Origin of the sequence: Mesorhizobium sp. BR1-1-4 (assembly GCF_020165375.1) — a bacterium.
GTDB lineage: Bacteria > Pseudomonadota > Alphaproteobacteria > Rhizobiales > Rhizobiaceae > Mesorhizobium > Mesorhizobium australicum.
Genome location: NZ_JAIUIB010000010.1, coordinates 103452 through 121935 on the forward strand (window position 1 = coordinate 103452; position 18484 = coordinate 121935).

Here is an 18484-nt window from a genome sequence, read left to right on the forward strand (position 1 = left end):
AGGCTATTGGTGCCGGCCGAAAGGGTCGTTGCCATCGAGGAAACCGAGGTCGCGCTGCAGATGCGGCGACAGGTCCCTGACGTCGAGATGCGCCCTTTTTCGGGTCGCGAACCAGCCGAATCCGTCCGCAAGCCACGAAATCCAGCGATGATCGGGGGCGGGAGTGCATTTTTGCTGCGCCATGGTCATGATCGTCAACCTTCGTTATCTTGAACCCGAATGACGGGTTGAGGATGAATGTCGGCCTTGCCGGCCGCTTTTGCCAATCGAACGTCGATAACGATCCATAAGGAGGCTTTATGCCTGATCTCAGCGCGCCGCAGGTTTCGCAGCTGCCGCCGTTACAGGCGATCCGGGTGTTCGAGGCGGTGGCGCGGCATCTTTCCTTCACCAAGGCCGCCGGCGAACTCGCCATGACGCAAGCGGCGGTCAGCTATCAAATCAAGGTGCTGGAGGAGCGCGTCGGCGCTCCGCTGTTCCTGCGCCGGCCGCGGCAGATCGAACTGACCGAAGCCGGCCAGCGCCTGGCGCCGGCGGTCAGCGAGGCCTTTGCCATTCTTAGCCAGGCCTATGCCGCCGCGCGCGGCGGGGCGGACGGGTTGTTGTGCGTCACCACGGTGCTGACTTTTGCCTCGAACTGGCTGGCGCACCATCTGGGCGCATTCCAGATCGCGCATCCCTCGCTTGCCGTGCGGCTCGACACGTCGAGCCGGCTGACGGATTTCGCCCGCGAGGATGTCGACCTCGCCATTCGTTCTGGCGGCGGCAAATGGCCGGGGCTGGAAGCCCACAAGCTGCTCGATGCCGATTTCACGCCCATGCTGAGCCCGAAGCTCGCTGCGAGCATCGGCGGCATCAACGAACCGGCCGACCTGCTCAAGCTGCCGATCCTCGATCCCAGCGATATCTGGTGGACGCAATGGTTCGAGGCCGCCGGCGTGCACAGCCACGACCTTGCCAGGCGGCCCGGCAGCAGCATGGGCGCGCAGGCCTATGAAGCCAACGCGGCCATATCGGGCCATGGCGTGGCGATCCTGACCCGGGCGCTGTTCAAGGCCGAACTCGCCGACGGCCGGCTGATCCAGCCATTCGAGCTGGTCGGCGACGACGGGCACGCCTACTGGCTGGTCTACCCCGAGGCGCGCCGCAACGTGCCCAAGATCCGCGCCTTCCGCGACTGGCTGCTGGCCGAGATCGCCTGCTGACCGGCACATAAGCTGACGTCGGACCGGGGCAACAAACGACATCCCGTTCGAGAGGCTTTGGCCCCGCCGCCTGGACTCCAGACGGCGGCAACCCGAGCCCTGTCGCCGAACCTCCGCCCCATTCGCCGGCCGTGTGCTGCGCTGCAGCATCGAATCCGGCTTGACATAATTAAGACTAAGTGAGTAATTGCTCACAACCAAGGCAAATGCTCAACTTGGTTTATGGGAGGAATTTGATGAAACTTCGCACGCTCACCCTGGGCTTGTTGTCGGCCAGCACGCTTGCGTTCGCCGCGCACGCCGAATCCATCACCATCGCCACCGTCAACAATGGCGATATGGTCCGCATGCAGAAGCTGACCGACGACTTCACCAAGGCTAACCCGGACATCCAGCTCAACTGGGTCACGCTCGAAGAGAACGTGCTGCGCGAGCGCGTCACCACCGACATCGCCACCAAAGGTGGCCAGTATGACGTGATGACCATCGGCACCTACGAGGTTCCGATCTGGGCCAAGCAGAGCTGGCTCCTGCCGCTCGACAAACTCGGCGACGACTATGACGCCAAGGACATCATCCCGGCCATTGCCGGCGGCCTTTCGGTCGACGGCAAGCTCTACGCCGCGCCCTTCTACGGCGAGAGCTCCTTCGTCATGTACCGCAAGGACCTGATGGAAAAGGCCGGACTGAAAATGCCCGACGCCCCGACCTGGGATTTCATCAAGCAGGCGGCCGACAAGATGACCGACCGCGCCAATGGCGTGAACGGCGTCTGCCTGCGCGGCAAGGCCGGCTGGGGCGAGAACATGGCCTTCCTGACCGCCATGTCGAACTCCTTCGGCGCCCGCTGGTTCGACGAGAACTGGAAGCCGCAGTTCGACCAGCCGGAATGGAAGAAGACGCTGCAGTTCTATGTCGACCTGATGAAGGCCGACGGTCCCGAGGGCGCCTCGTCCAACGGCTTCAACGAGAACCTGGCGCTCTTCCAGCAGGGCAAGTGCGGCATGTGGATCGACGCCACTGTCGCCGCCTCCTTCGTCTCCGACCCGAAGAACTCCACCGTCGCCGACAAGGTCGGCTATGCCCTGGCGCCGGATAATGGCTTGGGCAAGCGGGGCAACTGGCTGTGGGCGTGGTCGCTGGCGATCCCGGCCGGCACGCAGAAGGCCGACGCCGCCGAGAAGTTCGTGTCCTGGGCGACCAGCAAGCACTATGCCGAGCTCGTCGCGTCGAAGGAAGGCTGGGCAAACGTGCCTCCGGGCACGCGTTCCTCGCTCTATGCCAATCCCGAGTACCAGAAGGCGGCTCCGTTCGCCAAGATGACGCTGGACTCCATCAATGCCGCCGACCCGACGCATCCGACCGTCAAGCCGGTGCCTTATGTCGGCGTGCAGTTTGTCGCCATCCCTGAATTCCAGGGCCTTGGCACCACCGTCGGCCAGCTCTTCTCGGCGGCTCTTGCCGGCCAGTCCAGCGTCGACGATGCGCTGAAGCAGGCCCAGGACGCCTCCACCGCGGCGATGACCGAGGGCGGCTACATCAAGTAAGGCTCCTCCCGGTGCCGAACGCCGGTCACCTCCTCGACCGGCACCGGCCGCCCGAAACCCAGTTCGGGCGGCCGCCTTTCCAGAGCCTGTGAAAATTCAGCCTGATCCTTGAAGGGTGACCGTCATGGCTACTCAGCAGACCCGTTCGCTTGCCCGATTCATGATGGCGCCTTCCGTGGTGCTGCTGTTCGTCTGGATGATCGTGCCGCTGGTCATCACGATCTGGTTCTCCTTCCAGCAGTATAATCCGCTCAACCCGATGCGCGACGGGTTCGTCGGCTTATCCAATTACGCGCTGTTCTATTCCAATCCGGCCTTCCTGCAGTCGATCCTCAACACGCTTGTCCTGGTGGTCAGTGTGCTGCTGATCACGGTGATCGGCGGCATCCTGCTGGCGCTGCTCATCGATCAGCCGATGTGGGGACAAGGGATCGTGCGCATCCTCGTCATCTCGCCGTTCTTCGTCATGCCGCCGGTGGCCGCATTGGTGTGGAAGAACATGATCATGCACCCGCAATATGGCGTTTTCGCCGACATAGCGCGCTTCTTCGGGGCACAGCCGATCGACTGGTTCGGCCAGCATCCGATGACGGCGATCATCATCATCGTCGCCTGGCAGTGGCTGCCTTTCGCGACATTGATCCTCTTGACCGCGCTGCAGTCGCTCGACGGCGAGCAGAAGGAAGCCGCCGAGATGGACGGGGCCGGCTTCATCAGCCGCTTCATCTATCTGACGCTGCCGCACATGTCGCGGGCGATCACCGTGGTCATCCTGATCCAGACGATCTTCCTGCTCTCGGTCTATGCCGAGATCCTGGTCACCACCAATGGCGGCCCTGGCTACGCCTCCACCAACCTGCCCTTCCTCGTCTACCAGAAGGCGTTGCTGGAATTCAAAATCGGCCAGGCATCCGCGGGCGGTGTGATCGCCGTCATTCTCGCCAACATCGTCGCCTTCTTCGCCATGCGCGCCGTCGGCAAGAACCTGGACAAGTAAGGGAGGATACGATGGCACGCTCAGTCACCACCCAGCACAAGACAATCGCGACAATTGCCGCCTGGACCGTCGCGTTGCTGATCTTCTTTCCGATCCTCTATACGATCATCACCTCGTTCAAGTCGGAACAGGAGGCAATCCAGGGCTTCAACCTGATCCCGTCCGGGACTTTCGAGAGCTATGCCGAGGTCCAGGCGCAGAGCGGTTACTTCAAGTTCTTCCTGAACTCGGTGCTGCTTTCTGTCGGCTCCACCATCCTGGCGCTGTTGGTCGCCATTCCGGCGGCATGGTCGATGGCGTTTTCGCCGACCAAGCGGACCAAGGACATATTGATGTGGATGCTGTCCACCAAGATGATGCCGGCGGTCGCCGTGCTGTTCCCGATCTACCTGATCTTCCGCAATCTCGGCCTGCTCGACTCGCGCATCGGCCTGATGATCATGCTGATGCTGATCAATCTGCCGATCGTGGTGTGGATGCTCTACACCTACTTCCGCGAAATCCCGGGCGAAATCCTGGAAGCCTCGCGTATGGACGGCGCATCCTTGTGGGGTGAAATCTGGTACGTGCTGACGCCGATGGCGGTGCCGGGCATCGCCTCGACCATGCTGCTCAACATCATCCTGGCCTGGAACGAGGCGTTCTGGACGATCCGGCTGACCACCACGGAAGCCGCACCGCTCACCGCCTTCATCAGCTCCTTCTCCAGCCCGCAAGGCCTGTTCTGGGCCAAGCTTTCGGCCGCCTCGACCCTGGCCATCGCGCCGATCCTGATCATGGGCTGGTTCAGCCAGAAGCAGCTGGTGCGCGGCCTGACATTTGGCGCGGTGAAGTGACGGAAATTGCCTGAAGCAATCGGCGAAAAACAGCCCTCGGGGAGGAAACCATGGGAAACATCACGCTCAAGAACGTCTCCAAGTCCTTTGGTTCGACGTCCATTATCCCCGGCCTCGACCTGGTGATCGAAAACGGCGAGTTCGTCGTCTTCGTCGGCCCGTCGGGTTGCGGCAAGTCCACGCTGCTCAGGCTGATCGCCGGCCTTGAGGACACCAGCGGCGGCACCATCAACATCGATGGCCGCGACGTCACCGGCGAGGCGCCGGCCAAGCGCAAGCTTGCCATGGTGTTCCAGTCCTATGCGCTCTACCCGCATATGACGGTGGCCAAGAACATCGCCTTCCCGCTGAAGATGGCTGGCGAGGACCAGGCGACCATCGACAGGAAGGTGAAGGACGCGGCGCGCGTGCTCAACCTTACCAACTACCTCGAACGCCGCCCCGGCCAGCTCTCCGGCGGCCAGCGCCAGCGCGTCGCCATCGGCCGCGCCATTGTGCGCCAGCCCTCGGCCTTCCTGTTCGACGAACCGCTGTCCAACCTCGACGCGGCCCTGCGCGGCACCATGCGGCTGGAGATCAGCGAACTGCACCATCAGCTGAAAACCACGATGATCTACGTCACCCACGATCAGGTCGAGGCCATGACCATGGCCGACAAGATCGTCGTGCTCAATGCCGGCAATATCGAGCAGGTCGGCTCGCCGATGGAGCTCTACAAGACGCCGAAGAACCTGTTCGTCGCCGGCTTCATCGGCTCGCCCAAGATGAACCTGATCGAAGGCGCGCCGGCTGGCAAATACACTGCCAAGACCATCGGCATCCGGCCCGAACATATGCAGATCTCGACCACGGCGGGCGACTGGAAGGCCACGGTCGGCGTGGCCGAGCATCTGGGCTCCGACACGTTCCTGCACGTTCAAGCCGACGGCGTCGGGCCGCTGACGGTGCGCGCCGACGGCGAACTGGCGGTCCGCCATGGCGACACGATCTATCTCACCCCTGACAAGGCCAAGCTGCATCGTTTCGGCGCTGACGGCAAGGCGATGGCCCAGTGAGGGTGGGCCGGTGAGGAGGGGACAGTGAGGCTGCAAGGCAAATCGGCGCTGATCACGGGATCGGCGCGAGGCATCGGCAGGGCTTTCGCCGAAGCCTATCTGCGCGAGGGCGCCACTGTCGCGATTGCCGATATCAACCTTGAAGCAGCGCAGGAGACTGCCGCCGCGATCGGCGACAACGCCTATGCCGTGAAACTCGACGTCACCAACCAGGCATCCATCGATGCGGCGGTGAAGGCGGTGGAGGACAAGGCGGGCGGTCTCGACATCCTGATCAACAACGCCGCTTTGTTCGACCTGGCCCCGATCGTGGAGATATCTCGGGCGAGCTATGAAAAGCTTTTCTCCGTCAATGTCGCGGGCACGCTGTTCATGCTGCAGGCAGCCGCCCGGTCGATGATCGCGCGGGGCAAGGGCGGCAGGATCATCAACATGGCAAGCCAGGCCGGGCGTCGCGGCGAGCCGCTGGTCGCGGTCTATTGCGCCACCAAGGCCGCGGTCATCTCGCTGACCCAGTCGGCCGGGCTCGATCTGATCAAGCACCGCATCAACGTCAACGGCATCGCGCCCGGCGTCGTCGACAGCGACATGTGGGACGAGGTCGATGCCTTGTTCGCCAAATACGAGAACCGGCCGAAGGGCGAGAAAAAGCGGCTGGTCGGCGAAGGCGTGCCTTACGGCCGCATGGGCAAGCCGGAAGACCTCGCCGGCATGGCCGTGTTCCTCGCCAGTGACGAGGCCGAATACATCGTCGCCCAGACCTACAATGTCGATGGCGGCCAATGGATGAGTTGAAAAGAACGATTTGAGGGGGACGGCGCCTCTTTCTTTCCTCCGGAGAAGGTGCCGCGGGGGCGGGTGAGGGGCCGCGTGCTGGAACACCAGGTGCGGCCCCTCATCCTCGCCCTCCCAAAGGAGGCGAAACAGTCGGGCTGCAAATCGGCCAAAGGGTAAAGCAGATGACCGTGAAACTTTCGTCCTCGAGCCTCGTCAGGCTTCCGCCCAAGGTCGCAGGTCCGAACTATGACCGCTCGGCGCTGAAAGCCGGCATCGTGCATTTCGGTGTCGGCAATTTTCACCGCTCGCACCAGGCCGTCTATCTCGACGACCTGTTCGGTCAGGGCATCGGTCATGATTGGGCGCTGGTCGGCGCCGGCGTGTTCGACGGCGAGAAGACCGGCCGCGGCAAGCTTGAAGAGCAGGATTGGCTGACCACGGTGGTCGAGCAGGACGAGGGCCATATGAGTGCCCGCGTCACCGGTGCGATGATCGATTTCCTGATGCCGGGAGATGCCGCCGCCATCATCGATCGGCTGGCCGATCCGGCGATCAGGATCGTTTCGCTGACCATCACCGAAGGCGGCTATTTCATCGACCCGGCCTCCGGCGTCTTCAACCCGACCCATCCCGACATCGTCGCCGACGCGCAGCCGGGCGCCACACCGAAAACCGTGTTCGGCATTATCCTGGCCGGGCTGGTGCGACGCCGCCAGGATGGTATCGTGCCGTTCACCGTGATGTCCTGCGACAACATTCCCCACAACGGCCATGTCACGTCGGATGGTGTTATCGGCCTTGCCCGCCTGATCGACGAGGATCTGGCGAGCTGGGTCAGCGAGACGGTCGCCTTCCCGAACGCCATGGTCGACCGCATCACGCCGGCCACCAGCGACCGCGAGCGCAAGATCCTCGCCGACGATTTTGGCCTCGAGGACAATTGGCCGGTGTTCTGCGAGCCGTTCCGGCAATGGGTGCTGGAAGACCATTTCACCGATGGCCGCCCGGCGCTGGAAAAGGTCGGCGTGCAGTTCGTCAAGGATGTTGCGCCCTATGAGCTGATGAAGATCCGCATCCTCAATGGCGGCCACGCCACCATCGCCTATCCGGCCGGGCTGATGGACATCCACTTCGTGCATGAGGCGATGCAGGAGCCGCTGGTGCGCGGGTTCCTCGACAAGCTCGAGCACGACGAGATCATCCCGACCGTGCCGCCGGTGCCGGACACGGTGCTGGAAGACTATTACCAGCTCATCGAGAAGCGCTTCTCCAATCCCAAGATCGGCGACACGGTGCGCCGGCTCTGCCTCGACGGGTCCAATCGCCAGCCGAAATTCATCATCCCGACCATCGCCGACCGGCTGAAGACCGGCAAAGGCGTTGCCGGACTGGCGCTGGAATCGGCCCTTTGGTGCCGCTACTGCTTCGGCACGACGGACAGCGGCGCCGTCATCGAGCCCAACGACCCGAGCTGGGACCGGCTGAAGGCAACGGCAAAGGCGGCAAAGGACGCGCCCGCCGCCTGGCTTGCGATGGACGATATCTATGGCGACGTCGGCCGCGCCGCCGCCTTCGTCGAGGCCTTCGCCCACGCGCTCAACGTGCTCTGGGCCGATGGCACGCGCGCCACGCTGACGCGCTACCTCGCCGGCAAGCTCTGAGAGCCAGCCGGCATCATGACGCCTGAACTGGTCATCTTCGACTGCGACGGCGTGCTGGTCGACAGCGAGGCGCTCTCCGTCTCGGCGCTGCTCGGCATGATCGAACTCGCCGGCGGCAGTCTCGGCGAGGACGCTGCCTACGAGTATTTCCTAGGCAAGAGCATGAAGAGCGTGCGTGAGATCCTTGGCCGCGACTTCGGCCTGGAGATCACCGATCAGCATCTCACCGCCATGCGCGTCGACCTCATGCGAAAGTTTCGCGAGGAGCTGAAGCCGATCCCCGGCGTCAAGGAGATGCTGCCGAAGCTCGGCCTGCCGTACTGCGTCGCCTCTTCCGGCACGCTGGAACGCATTCGTTACGCGCTCGACGTCACCGGTCTGCTGACGCTGATGGAGCCGCATCTGTTCAGCGCGGCCATGGTTGCCAAGGGGAAGCCGGCGCCCGACCTTTTCCTCCACGCCGCCGCAACCATGCGAGCCCATCCGCGCAGGTGTCTCGTCATCGAGGACAGCCCGGCCGGTGTCGCCGCCGCACGCGCGGCAGGCATGCGCGTCCTTGCCTTTACCGGCGGCGCGCACGCCGGCAATCCGGGATTGAAAGCGCGGCTTGCGTCGACCGAACCGGACTTTATATTCGCTGACATGCTGCAATTGCCCGATCTGATTGCAGGCCTGGGAGCGAGAGTTAGAGCATCTTGACGAAACAGTTTGTCTGCGCGGTCGATGTCGGCACCGGGAGCGCTCGCGCGGGCATTCTCGACGCCAGTGGCACCTTGCTCGGCCGTGCCGAGCGGCCGATCGCCATGAACCAGCCGAAGCCGGATCATGCCGAGCACGATTCGCGCGATATCTGGTCCGCCGTCTGCACCGCCGTGCGTGCCGCGCGGGAAAAGGCCGGCGTCGCCGCCGGGGATATCGCCGGCATCTCCTTCGATGCCACCTGTTCTCTGGTCGTGCGGGACAGGCACGGCGGCCAGCTCAGTGTGTCGACCACCGGCGACAAGCGCTGGGACACCATTGTCTGGCTCGATCACCGCGCCATCGCCGAAGCCGACGAATGCACGGCGAGCGGCCACGAGGTGCTGAATTATATCGGCGGCGTCATGTCGCCCGAGATGGCGACGCCGAAGCTGATGTGGCTGAAGCGTAATCTACCGAAGACATGGAATGAAGCCGGCTACCTGTTCGACTTGGCCGATTTCCTGACCTGGCAGGCAACGGGCTCGCTGGCCCGCTCGCAATGCACACTGACAGCGAAATGGACCTATCTGGCGCACCAGGACATCGCATGGCAGCGCGATTTCTTCGAACTTGTCGGCCTCGACGATCTTTTTGACCATGGCAATCTGCCCGAAAAGGCAAGCCCGGTCGGCGCCGATATCGGTCCGTTGACGGCGCGGGCAGCGGCGGAACTCGGCCTGACCGAAAACTGCCGCGTCGGCGCGGGCGTCATCGATGCCTATGCGGGGGCGCTTGGCGTGCTCGGCGGCTTTGCCGGCGACGACCAGAATATCGGCCGCCATCTGGCGCTGATCGCCGGCACGTCCTCCTGCGTCATGGCGATGTCGCCCGACCCGCAGCCTTTCGCCGGCGTCTGGGGCCCTTACTACGGCGCCGCGCTGCCGAAGCTGTGGCTGTCGGAAGGCGGCCAGTCGGCGACCGGGGCGCTGCTCGACCACATCATCCGCTGGCACGGCGCCGGCGGCGAGCCGAACGCGGCCATGCATGCCAGGATTGCCGGGCGCGTCGCCGAACTGCGCGCCGCCGAGGGCGAGAACCTTGCCGCGCGGCTGCATGTGCTGCCGGATTTCCACGGCAACCGCTCGCCGCTGGCCGACCCGCACGCCGTCGGCGTCGTCAGCGGTTTGACGCTGGATTCGTCGTTCGACAGCCTGTGCAAGCTCTACTGGCGCACCGCCGTCGGCATCGCGCTCGGCGTGCGCCATGTGCTGGAGGCGCTGAATGAGAACGGCTACCTGATCGACACGCTGCACGTCACCGGCGGCCACACCAAGAACCCGCTCTTGATGGAGCTCTATGCCGACGCCACCGGCTGTACGGTGGTCGAGCCGCTGGCCGACGAGGCGGTTCTGCTCGGCACCGGCATGGTGGCGGCGACCGCTGCCGGGCTGTTCCCCGATCTCAACGCCGCCTGCCTTGCCATGCAGCAGGGCGGCAAGGCACGCGCCGCCAACCCGGCGGCCGGCGCCCGCTTCGATCGCGACTACCGCATTTTCCTGGAGATGCACCGGCAGCGGCAGGTGCTCGACGCCATCCGGTAGGTTTTGTCGCTCTACTGCTTGCGCAGGGACGCGCCCGATGTCGCGTCGAACAGGTGGATCGCTTCCTCCTCGAACGTATAGCGGACGGGCGCATGCAGCACCGGGCATTCGCGTGCCGGAACCAGTGCGCTGATCTCCTTGCCGCCGGAGCCGAAGGTCACCAGCGCGTCATTGCCATGGAATTCGATGAGATCGGCGGTGCCTTGCAATATGCCGGCGGCGCCGGCGCCGGCCGTCTTCAGGTCCGGCGGGCGGATGCCCAGCACGGCGCGATCGCCCGGCTGGACATGAAAACCCGCCCCGTCCATCGAAAGCACCGTTCCGGCGCCGGTCAGCGTCCAGCCGTTGCCGGCTCGGGCGACCGTCACATCGACAAAATTCATGTTCGGCGTGCCGATGAAGCCGGCCACGAAAATATTGCCCGGCCGCCGGTAGATTTCCGCCGGCGAGCCGATCTGCTCGATGACGCCGTCCTTGAGCAGCACGATTCGGTCGGCGAGCGTCATCGCCTCCAGCTGGTCATGGGTGACATAGACGGTGGTGGTCTTCAACGACTGGTGCAGCCGCGCGATCTCGACGCGCATATGGTTGCGCAATTTGGCGTCGAGATTGGACAACGGCTCGTCGAACAGGAACACCTTGGGCGTCTTGATCATGGCCCGGGCGATCGCCACGCGCTGCTGCTGGCCGCCGGAAAGTTCGGCCGGTTTGCGGCCGAGATAGGGGTCGAGCCCCAGCGTCCCCGACACCGCTTCGACCCGCTTGCGGATCTCGGCCGCCGGTACCTTCTGGCGCCGCAGCCCGAAGGCGATGTTGTCGAAGATCGTCATGTGCGGATAGAGCGCGTAGTTCTGGAACACCATGGCGATGCCGCGATCCCCCGGATCGAGGTCGTTGACCACCTTGCCGCCGATCGAGACCTCGCCGCCGCTGATGTCCTCCAGACCCGCCAGCATCCTGAGTAAGGTCGACTTGCCGCAGCCGGACGGGCCGAGGAAGACGACGAATTCGTGCTCTTCAATGCTGAGGTTGAGATCGCGGATGACCGTGGTGGCGCCATAGGCCTTGTCGACGTGGGAGCAAACGATCGCGGACATGGTCAGCCCTTTTCGCCTGTAAGCAGGATCTGCAGCTTGACGTCCTGCGGGTTGCCTTCGGCGGCCCGTTCGAACGCCTTGATGCTGTCGGCGAAATCATAGGTGCCGGTGATCAGCGGCTTGAGATCGACCTTGCCGGAGGCGATGAGCTGCAGGGCGCGGTCGAAAATGTTGGCGTAGCGGAACACCGTCTCGATGCGCACTTCCTTCGAGATCGCCGCCGGTACGTTGAGGGCCACCGGCTCCACCGGCAGCCCGACCAGCACCACCGCGCCACCTGGCCGCACGACATCGAACAGGTCGGCGAAGGCCTTGGGGCTGCCGCTCGCCTCGAAGACGATGTCGGCGCCCCAATTGTCGGTCGCGGCCGCGACGGCGTCGACCAGCGACTGTTCGCCGATATTGACCGGCACGATGCCGGCATATTGCGCTGCGATCGTCAGCTTGGGCGCGGAAAAGTCGGAAATCAGCACTTTCGAACAGCCGCCGGCAAGGGCGGCAAGCGCGATCATGATGCCGATCGGGCCGCAGCCGACGACGACGGCGACATCGCCCGGAACGATGCGGGCACGGCTTGCCGCCTGCATGCCGATGGCGAAGGGCTCGACCATGGCGCCCTCGGCGAAGGAGACATTGTCGGGCAGCCTGTAGGTGAAAGCCGCCGGGTGCACGGCATAGGGAGCAAGGATGCCATGCACCGGCGGGGTCGCCCAGAAAGTGACGTCCGGGTCGACATTGTAGATGCCGAGTTTTGTCGCGCGCGACGACAGGTTCGGCACGCCGGGCTCCATGCAGACGCGGTCGCCGACTTTCAAACTCCTGACATTAGCGCCGACCTCGACGATTGTGCCGGCGGCCTCGTGGCCGAGCACCATCGGCGCCCGCACGACATAGCTGCCGATGGCGCCATGGGTGTAATAGTGCACGTCGCTGCCGCAGACGCCGACCGTGTGGATGGCGATCCTGACGTCGTCGGGTCCGACATCGAGCGGCAACGCGATCTCGCGCAGCGACAGTTCGCCTTTTTTTTCAAGTACCAAAGCCCGCATCGGGTCGTCCTCACTTCAAGTCTTTTTTTGCCGGAAAACGGAATTCAGGAAACCGCTGAGCACGCCGAGGAAAAGCAGCGGCGGCAGCGACAGGAGCACGACCGAGGCGTTCAAAATCCCCCACGGCACATTCATGCCTTGCTGGGAGAGTTCGGAGGCGACGATCGGCAAGGTCTTGGCATTGGAACTCGACAGCATCAGCGCGATCAGGAACTCGTTCCAGACCAGCACGAAGCTGAAGGCAATCGCGCCGATCAGCGAACGGGCAGCCACGGGCAGCGCGATCCGCCAGAACACCGCGTAAGCGCCGTACCCGTCAACGAAGGCGGCTTCCTCGATTTCCTTCGGCACGGCCTGGAAGGCTGGAATGGCCAGCCACATAATCACCGAGATGGTGAGCAGGGAGTAGGTGACGATCAAAGCCGGCAAAGTGTCGTAGAGGCCGAGCTGCAGCCAGATCACCATCAGCGGGATCGCCACCGCCACCGGCGGCAGGAAACGCAGCGACAGCACGAAGAACTGGATATCGCCGGCCCAGCGGTTGGGATAGCGCGCCACCGCGTAGGCCGCGGGCAGGCCAAGCACGACGCCGATCAGCACGGCCGTGCCGCAGGCGACGACCGAATTGTAGAGGCCCGTGATGACGCTGTCGCGGCCAAGGATATAGCTGATATTGGCTAGCGTCGGCGTGAACACCAGGCGCGGAACGCGGGTGATGATGTCGACGCTGTTCTTCAGCGAATTGAGCGCCGTCCACAGCAGCGGGAACACGGCCAGAAATCCGGCGAAGGCCAGGACGGCCTTGGCGATCATGCGGCCGGGCCTCATGCCTGCACCCGCTTCCACAGCATGGTGAAGGTGATGACGGTGGCGATCATCATCAGCACGGCCATCGCCGAGGCGTAGGAGACCTTGCCGGACTCGATGAAGCCTTGCGAGAAGGCGTACATGTCGAGCGTTTCGGTTGCCACGCCGGGGCCGCCGCGGGTCATCACATAGATCAGGTCGAAGGAGCGCAGCGACTCGATCATCTTGACGAACATCAGGCTGATCAGCGGCGCCTTCAGCATCGGCAAGGTGACGTAGGCGTGGATCTGCCAGCGCCGGGCGTGGTCGAGTCGGGCCGCCTCGATCGGCTGCGGCGGCAAGGTCTCCAACAGCTTCAGCACGATGACGGCGAAGAACAGGCCCCATTGCCAGACGTCGACCGAAGCCACCGCGAACAGCGCCGTCGCGGGCTTGGACAGCGGGTCGAAGATCAAGCCGCCGGTAATGAGCCGGTAGGGATAGGTGGCGATGCCGTAGAGGGGATGGTAGGCGAACTTCCAGACGAAAGCGGCCGAGACGCGCGGCAGCAGCACCGGGATGATGAACAGCAGGCAGTAGAGATTGCGCAGGCGCGGCGAGGCGGCCTCGAACATCAGCACGCCGAGCCCGATCGCCACCACCATCGTTGCCACGACGGTGACCACCTCCCACTTCACCGACACCCAGACGGCGTTGAGGAAGCGGCGGTCGGAGAATAGATCAAAGAAGTTCGAGAACCAGACCCAGGAATAGGCCGTCGAGCTCAGCTCGCGGTTCTGCAGGGCGATGATGATCGCGTAGAGCGTCGGCACCATCGACAGGATCAGCAGAATGACCAGCGTCGGCACGACAAAGGTGACCGGCAGGGATGAACGTCGAGGCATTGGTCTCAGGCCTTGCTGTGTCTCTGATATCTGGACATGACGGGCAGGCCCTCCTGCGACGCACAGGTTCCGGCGGTCCCGAGACTGCCGCGAACCGCGCGCCGCAAGAGGGAGGGACCTACTTCTTCACCAGCTCATTGGCATAGGCCTCGAGCTCGTTGAGGCTGCCCTTGACGTCGGTGCGCGTGCCGGCGATCAATTCCTCGAGGATGATGCCCCAGCGGTCGCCGAGATCCGGCCAGCGTGGATCCTGCCAGAAGTTCACCGCCGTCACCTTGCCTGTTTCGGCAAGCGCCTGGCCGAGATCGGCGCCGTAGATATCGGCGAACTCCTTGCTGGACAGGATGCTGGTGCGGTTCAGCTCACCGAACTGGTGGGCGTCGAGCCGGCGCTTCTCGTTTTCCTTCGACGTTGCCCAGGCGATGAACAGGCCGGCGCATGTCTTCGAAGCGTCGTCGGCATTGGCTTTTGCCGCGATGGCGAGGCCATGACCGTAACCGCCGCCGGGAAGTGGCGAGGGCGGCGGCAGGAAGCCGATCTTGCCGACCACTTGCGAGGTTTTCGGATCGACCGCCATGCCCGAAAGCGGCGTCGATTCGACGAGGATCGCGACCTGGCCCGACAGGAAGGCGCCGGTCGATTCGTCCCAGCTGCCGGTCTGCGTGCCGGGTGCCGAATCCTTGAACAGCTTCAGATAGGTCTCGGTCGCCTTGACCGCGGCCTCGGAATTGAAGGCCGGCTTGTCGCCATCGAACCACTTGCCGCCATAGGCCTTGAAGAACGGCATCCAGCGCCAGACATTGGCGCCCGAGCCGCGTGCGCCGCGCAACGCGATGCCATACATGCCCTTGTCGGCATTGGTCAGCTTCGGCACGTCGGCGATCAGCTCGTCCAGCGTCTTGGGCGGCTGGATGCCGGCGGCCTCCAGCACGTCCTTGCGGTAGACCATCAGGTCGCCGCCGCCGGTCAGCGGCGCGAACCAGACCTTGCCGTCATAGGTGGCGACCTTCTGGCGGCCCGGGTCGAAGTCGGCATAGTCGTAGTCAGCCGGATAAAAATCGGTGAGCGGCACGATCCACTTCGACGAGGCGAAAAGCGCCACATTCGCTTCATCGACATAGTAGACGTTGTAGTTGCCGACTGTGGACGCGTCCGCGCGCGACTTGGCGCGGCGATCGTTCTCGTTGAGATAATCGATCTTGAAGCTCGCGCCGGAGAGCTTCTCGAACTCGGCCTTTGAGTCCTCCAGAAGCGTCAGGCCGTCGCGTGGCTGCGCCAGCACCTTGACCGGTGCCGAGCAGACCGGCGCCTGCGCCAGGGCTAGGGTTGAAACGGTAGCGGAAAGCACGAAAGCTGCGCCAAGGCTGGCAGCGAGCCGAACTGGTTTCATGATCTTTTTCTCCTCCAGGAATACGTCGCAGGAAACGCAGGTCATCGGTTGCGCGATCCTCACCATCGCCCGGACGACATGCCACCCGTCGCCAAAATGCGCAGTTGCGATGGGCCAAGCTAGAAGCCCCGTTGCAGCCGACCTGTACTTTTATGCATTGTGCAGCGCAAAAATCGGCGCCCATATAGGGGACGCGTCACACGAGTATCGATCTGGTCCAAAAGGGTGATTCAGGATGCGCTTATGCGCGCATCGCCAGACGCTGCCGCGACAGCTTGCGATAGGATGACGGCGTCATCTTGTGCTTGCGCAGGAAGGCGCGGTTGAAGTTGGAGATATTCATGTAGCCGACCTGGAAACAGATGTCGGTGATCGGCACATCGGTGTCAGCCAGCAGCTTGCACGCCTGCCACAGCCTGAGCTTGGCAAGATGGTCGCTGAAGGAATTGCCGGTGTTCTTCTGGAAGAACCGCGAGAAGGTGCTTTCGCTCATGCCGGCCAGCTCGGCCACGTCAGGCAGCTTCAGATCCTCCGCGAAATGCTGGAACAGATAGGTCAGCGTGCGCTGGATGATGTCGAGCGAGGCGGCATCGAGAACCGGCTGGAAGTTCGGTGATGACAACAGCTCATACTCATCGGTCCGGGCCAGCAGGTCGACCAGTTCGAGGAACAGGCAGAACCGGGCCAGCCCATGCACCGTACCCATCCGCTCCATCAGCGCGGCGCCTTCAAGCGCGGTCCCGCCGTGGAAGACCATGCCGCGCAGCGACCGTTCCAGGAACGGCTCCAGTTCGCGCAATTCCGGCAGCATGTCAGCCGATCCTCGCAGCCGCTCGGCATCGAATTGCAGCACGATGTCGCGACCCTCGATCAACTCGCCTGGCTGCACCGCGGTGACCCAGTCATGCGGCAGGCCACCACCGACGATGGTGAGGTAGCCCGGCCCGAACTCGCCAATATGGTCGCCGACCAGGACCACGCCGGAGGATTTCCGCAGCAGGTGGATCTCGTATTCCGGATGGAAGTTCCAGACGTTGCGCTCCCAGGGATAGTCGTCCAGCCGCCACAGGAAACTGTCGCTCGCCTCGGTGACGATATGCTCGAAGGAAGGCGCCGTGCGCGGGATCGCCGCCGTGTTCTTTCTGCGTCTGAACGCCATCCTGCCTCCCATATTCGCCCGCTGCCGATGTTTTAATCCGTAGCAGCCCGGGCCGGCAAGGGAACGAGGCGACGCCTCCCGGCAATGGCGCTGGCTCAATCTGTTCTCGCGCCCCTCCCTTGCCTTCATGTCGCATTTCGTTCAAGAGACGGCGCAAACGCGCGAAACCGAAGGTTTTGCCGTTTGCAATGCGGCTTCCGGCTCTTTGCCGACGCGCCGCAACCTTGAAAGAGCAGGACAATGTCCGCGATCGAAGCCGGCGCTCGCGCGCCGGAAAATCTTTGGCGTCAGGAAATCAGGGCGACGCTGGCGCTGGCCTGGCCGATGGTGCTGACCAATCTCGGCCAGACGGCGATGACCGCCACCGACGTCATGATGATGGGCCGCCTCGGCGCGGACACGCTGGCCAGCGGCGCGCTCGGCGCCAACCTGTATTTCATGCCGCTGATCTTCGGCCTCGGCCTGATGCTGGCGACCTCGCCGATGATCGCGACCGAGCTTGGCCGCCGCCGCTATTCCGTACGTGACCTGCGCCGCACCGTGCGCCAGGGCCTGTGGCTGGCGATCCTGATCTCGGTCCCGATCTGGCTCGTGCTGTGGCACGGCGAGGCCATCCTGCTGGCCATGGGCCAGGAGCCGGCGCTGGCGCGCCAGGCCGGCATTTACCTGCGCTGGCTGGAGTGGGCGGTGCTGCCCTTCTACGGCTACATCGTGCTGCGCTCGTTCATCTCGGCGCTGGAGCGGCCGGGCTGGGCGTTGGTCATCGTCTTCGTCGCCGTGGCCTTCAACGTGTTCGCCAACTGGGTGTTCATGTTCGGCAATCTCGGTGTTCCGGCCATGGGCATCGCCGGCTCGGGCCTTGCGACCTCGCTGTCCTCAACGCTGATGTTCGCCGGCATGGCTGTCGTGGTGATGTGGGAGAAAAAATTCCGGCGCTATCACCTGTTCGGCCGCTTCTGGCGATCCGACTGGCCGCGCTTCAAGGGCCTGCTGCGGCTCGGCCTGCCGATCGCCGGCATCCTTGCCTTCGAGGTGACGATCTTCAATGCCGCCGCCCTGCTGATGGGCCTGATCGACGCGGATTCGCTGGCCGCGCACGCCATCGCCATCCAGATCGCCTCGATTTCCTTCATGGTGCCGCTCGGCCTCAACCAGGCGGTGACGGTGCGGGTCGGGCTCGCCCACGGCGCCGGCAATCCCGAAGGTGTGTCGCGTGCCGGCTGGACCGCCTTCGTCATCGGCGTTTCCTTCATGGCGCTGATGGGGCTGGTGATGGTGCTTTGGCCGCATCTCCTGATCAGCGCCTTCATCGACCTTGGCAATCCCGCCAATGCCAGGGTGATCGCGCTAGCCGGTTCGTACCTGGTTTTCGCCGCCCTGTTCCAGGTCTTCGACGGCGCGCAGGCGGTTGCCGCCGGCATGCTGCGCGGCCTGCACGACACCAAGGTCCCGATGATCTATGCCGCGATCGGCTATTGGGGTGTCGGCCTGCCGCTCGGCGTGCTGCTCGCCTTTCATTTCGGCTTCCACGGCGTCGGCATCTGGATCGGCCTGTCTTCGGGGCTGGCGGTGGTGGCAGCGCTGCTTCTGGCCCGCTGGCTGCGCCGCGACCGCATCGTGCCGTCAGGCGCGTTCGGACATTGAACGCAAGACGGTCGCCAGCCCGCCGTCATGTCCTAACATTGCCGCTCATTAAAACGACGCCTTCAGATCGGCCCACGGACGCCCGCTAAGAGAA

General features: G+C 64.0%; 17 protein-coding genes. 10 read left to right on the forward strand and 7 right to left on the reverse strand.

Annotated features, from left to right (window positions below; all coding sequences use genetic code 11):
* Positions 1–3 precede the first annotated feature (3 nt).
* Positions 4–189 (reverse strand): hypothetical protein, encoded by a 186-nt coding sequence (locus LB571_RS21870; RefSeq protein WP_015314493.1) that lies wholly within the window; start codon positions 187–189, stop codon positions 4–6.
* Positions 190–299: 110 nt separating this feature from the next.
* Between LB571_RS21870 and gcvA the strand changes: the two genes are divergently transcribed.
* From gcvA to LB571_RS21915, 9 genes are all read left to right on the forward strand, one after another.
* Positions 300–1205: a transcriptional regulator GcvA gene (gcvA, locus tag LB571_RS21875; protein ID WP_140719280.1), complete on the forward strand. Its 906-nt coding sequence runs from the start codon at positions 300–302 to the stop codon at positions 1203–1205.
* 236 nt (positions 1206–1441) lie between these two features.
* Positions 1442–2752: an ABC transporter substrate-binding protein gene (locus LB571_RS21880; protein WP_015314491.1), complete on the forward strand. Its 1311-nt coding sequence runs from the start codon at positions 1442–1444 to the stop codon at positions 2750–2752.
* Between the two features lie 124 nt (positions 2753–2876).
* A complete protein-coding gene (locus LB571_RS21885) occupies positions 2877–3749 on the forward strand; it encodes a carbohydrate ABC transporter permease (RefSeq protein ID WP_015314490.1) in 873 nt (290 codons plus the stop codon).
* Between the two features lie 11 nt (positions 3750–3760).
* Complete coding sequence (locus LB571_RS21890) at positions 3761–4585, forward strand: carbohydrate ABC transporter permease (protein ID WP_015314489.1); 825 nt, start codon at positions 3761–3763, stop codon at positions 4583–4585.
* A gap of 50 nt (positions 4586–4635) precedes the next feature.
* A complete protein-coding gene (locus tag LB571_RS21895) occupies positions 4636–5640 on the forward strand; it encodes an ABC transporter ATP-binding protein (protein WP_015314488.1) in 1005 nt (334 codons plus the stop codon).
* Positions 5641–5664: 24 nt separating this feature from the next.
* Positions 5665–6435 (forward strand): L-iditol 2-dehydrogenase, encoded by a 771-nt coding sequence (locus tag LB571_RS21900; protein WP_224597873.1) that lies wholly within the window; start codon positions 5665–5667, stop codon positions 6433–6435.
* Between the two features lie 164 nt (positions 6436–6599).
* Entirely contained in the window at positions 6600–8078 is a 1479-nt protein-coding gene (locus LB571_RS21905) for a mannitol dehydrogenase family protein (protein ID WP_224597874.1), read from the forward strand.
* A 15-nt stretch (positions 8079–8093) separates the two neighbouring features.
* Complete coding sequence (locus tag LB571_RS21910; RefSeq protein WP_224597876.1) at positions 8094–8777, forward strand: HAD family hydrolase; 684 nt, start codon at positions 8094–8096, stop codon at positions 8775–8777.
* Positions 8774–10360, forward strand: a complete 1587-nt coding sequence (locus LB571_RS21915; RefSeq protein WP_224597878.1) for an FGGY-family carbohydrate kinase — start codon at positions 8774–8776, stop codon at positions 10358–10360. The genes LB571_RS21910 and LB571_RS21915 overlap by 4 nt, the downstream gene beginning before the upstream one ends.
* A gap of 11 nt (positions 10361–10371) precedes the next feature.
* Here LB571_RS21915 and LB571_RS21920 read toward each other — a convergent pair whose 3' ends face one another.
* The 6 genes from LB571_RS21920 to LB571_RS21945 all read right to left on the reverse strand — a co-directional run bounded on the left by LB571_RS21920 (position 10372) and on the right by LB571_RS21945 (position 16746).
* Positions 10372–11457, reverse strand: coding sequence for an ABC transporter ATP-binding protein (locus LB571_RS21920; RefSeq protein ID WP_224525214.1), 1086 nt, complete (start codon positions 11455–11457; stop codon positions 10372–10374).
* A 2-nt stretch (positions 11458–11459) separates the two neighbouring features.
* Positions 11460–12506 carry an NAD(P)-dependent alcohol dehydrogenase gene (locus tag LB571_RS21925; protein WP_224597881.1) on the reverse strand — a complete coding sequence of 349 codons (1047 nt, stop codon included), beginning with the start codon at positions 12504–12506 and terminating at the stop codon, positions 11460–11462.
* Between the two features lie 15 nt (positions 12507–12521).
* Positions 12522–13334 (reverse strand): carbohydrate ABC transporter permease, encoded by an 813-nt coding sequence (locus LB571_RS21930; protein WP_140719268.1) that lies wholly within the window; start codon positions 13332–13334, stop codon positions 12522–12524.
* Positions 13331–14197, reverse strand: coding sequence for a carbohydrate ABC transporter permease (locus LB571_RS21935; RefSeq protein ID WP_224584155.1), 867 nt, complete (start codon positions 14195–14197; stop codon positions 13331–13333). The genes LB571_RS21930 and LB571_RS21935 overlap by 4 nt, the downstream gene beginning before the upstream one ends.
* A gap of 118 nt (positions 14198–14315) precedes the next feature.
* On the reverse strand, positions 14316–15587 hold the full coding sequence (locus tag LB571_RS21940; protein ID WP_140790002.1) for an ABC transporter substrate-binding protein: 1272 nt from the start codon (positions 15585–15587) through the stop codon (positions 14316–14318).
* A 241-nt stretch (positions 15588–15828) separates the two neighbouring features.
* Positions 15829–16746, reverse strand: coding sequence for an AraC family transcriptional regulator (locus LB571_RS21945; RefSeq protein WP_015314478.1), 918 nt, complete (start codon positions 16744–16746; stop codon positions 15829–15831).
* A gap of 240 nt (positions 16747–16986) precedes the next feature.
* Here LB571_RS21945 and LB571_RS21950 point away from each other — a divergent pair, with 240 nt between their 5' ends.
* On the forward strand, positions 16987–18390 hold the full coding sequence (locus LB571_RS21950) for an MATE family efflux transporter (protein WP_224597884.1): 1404 nt from the start codon (positions 16987–16989) through the stop codon (positions 18388–18390).
* The last annotated feature ends 94 nt before the right edge of the window (positions 18391–18484 follow it).

What these genes read in the sequence shown, in the direction of transcription:
- LB571_RS21870 (WP_015314493.1), bottom strand. Translation starts at nt 189, where the DNA reads ATGACCATGGCGCAGCAAAAATGCACTCCCGCCCCCGATCATCGCTGG.
- gcvA (WP_140719280.1), top strand. Translation starts at nt 300, where the DNA reads ATGCCTGATCTCAGCGCGCCGCAGGTTTCGCAGCTGCCGCCGTTACAG.
- LB571_RS21880 (WP_015314491.1), top strand. Translation starts at nt 1,442, where the DNA reads ATGAAACTTCGCACGCTCACCCTGGGCTTGTTGTCGGCCAGCACGCTT.
- LB571_RS21885 (WP_015314490.1), top strand. Translation starts at nt 2,877, where the DNA reads ATGGCTACTCAGCAGACCCGTTCGCTTGCCCGATTCATGATGGCGCCT.
- LB571_RS21890 (WP_015314489.1), top strand. Translation starts at nt 3,761, where the DNA reads ATGGCACGCTCAGTCACCACCCAGCACAAGACAATCGCGACAATTGCC.
- LB571_RS21895 (WP_015314488.1), top strand. Translation starts at nt 4,636, where the DNA reads ATGGGAAACATCACGCTCAAGAACGTCTCCAAGTCCTTTGGTTCGACG.
- LB571_RS21905 (WP_224597874.1), top strand. Translation starts at nt 6,600, where the DNA reads ATGACCGTGAAACTTTCGTCCTCGAGCCTCGTCAGGCTTCCGCCCAAG.
- LB571_RS21910 (WP_224597876.1), top strand. Translation starts at nt 8,094, where the DNA reads ATGACGCCTGAACTGGTCATCTTCGACTGCGACGGCGTGCTGGTCGAC.
- LB571_RS21920 (WP_224525214.1), bottom strand. Translation starts at nt 11,457, where the DNA reads ATGTCCGCGATCGTTTGCTCCCACGTCGACAAGGCCTATGGCGCCACC.
- LB571_RS21925 (WP_224597881.1), bottom strand. Translation starts at nt 12,506, where the DNA reads ATGCGGGCTTTGGTACTTGAAAAAAAAGGCGAACTGTCGCTGCGCGAG.
- LB571_RS21930 (WP_140719268.1), bottom strand. Translation starts at nt 13,334, where the DNA reads ATGAGGCCCGGCCGCATGATCGCCAAGGCCGTCCTGGCCTTCGCCGGA.
- LB571_RS21935 (WP_224584155.1), bottom strand. Translation starts at nt 14,197, where the DNA reads ATGCCTCGACGTTCATCCCTGCCGGTCACCTTTGTCGTGCCGACGCTG.
- LB571_RS21940 (WP_140790002.1), bottom strand. Translation starts at nt 15,587, where the DNA reads ATGAAACCAGTTCGGCTCGCTGCCAGCCTTGGCGCAGCTTTCGTGCTT.
- LB571_RS21945 (WP_015314478.1), bottom strand. Translation starts at nt 16,746, where the DNA reads ATGGCGTTCAGACGCAGAAAGAACACGGCGGCGATCCCGCGCACGGCG.
- LB571_RS21950 (WP_224597884.1), top strand. Translation starts at nt 16,987, where the DNA reads ATGTCCGCGATCGAAGCCGGCGCTCGCGCGCCGGAAAATCTTTGGCGT.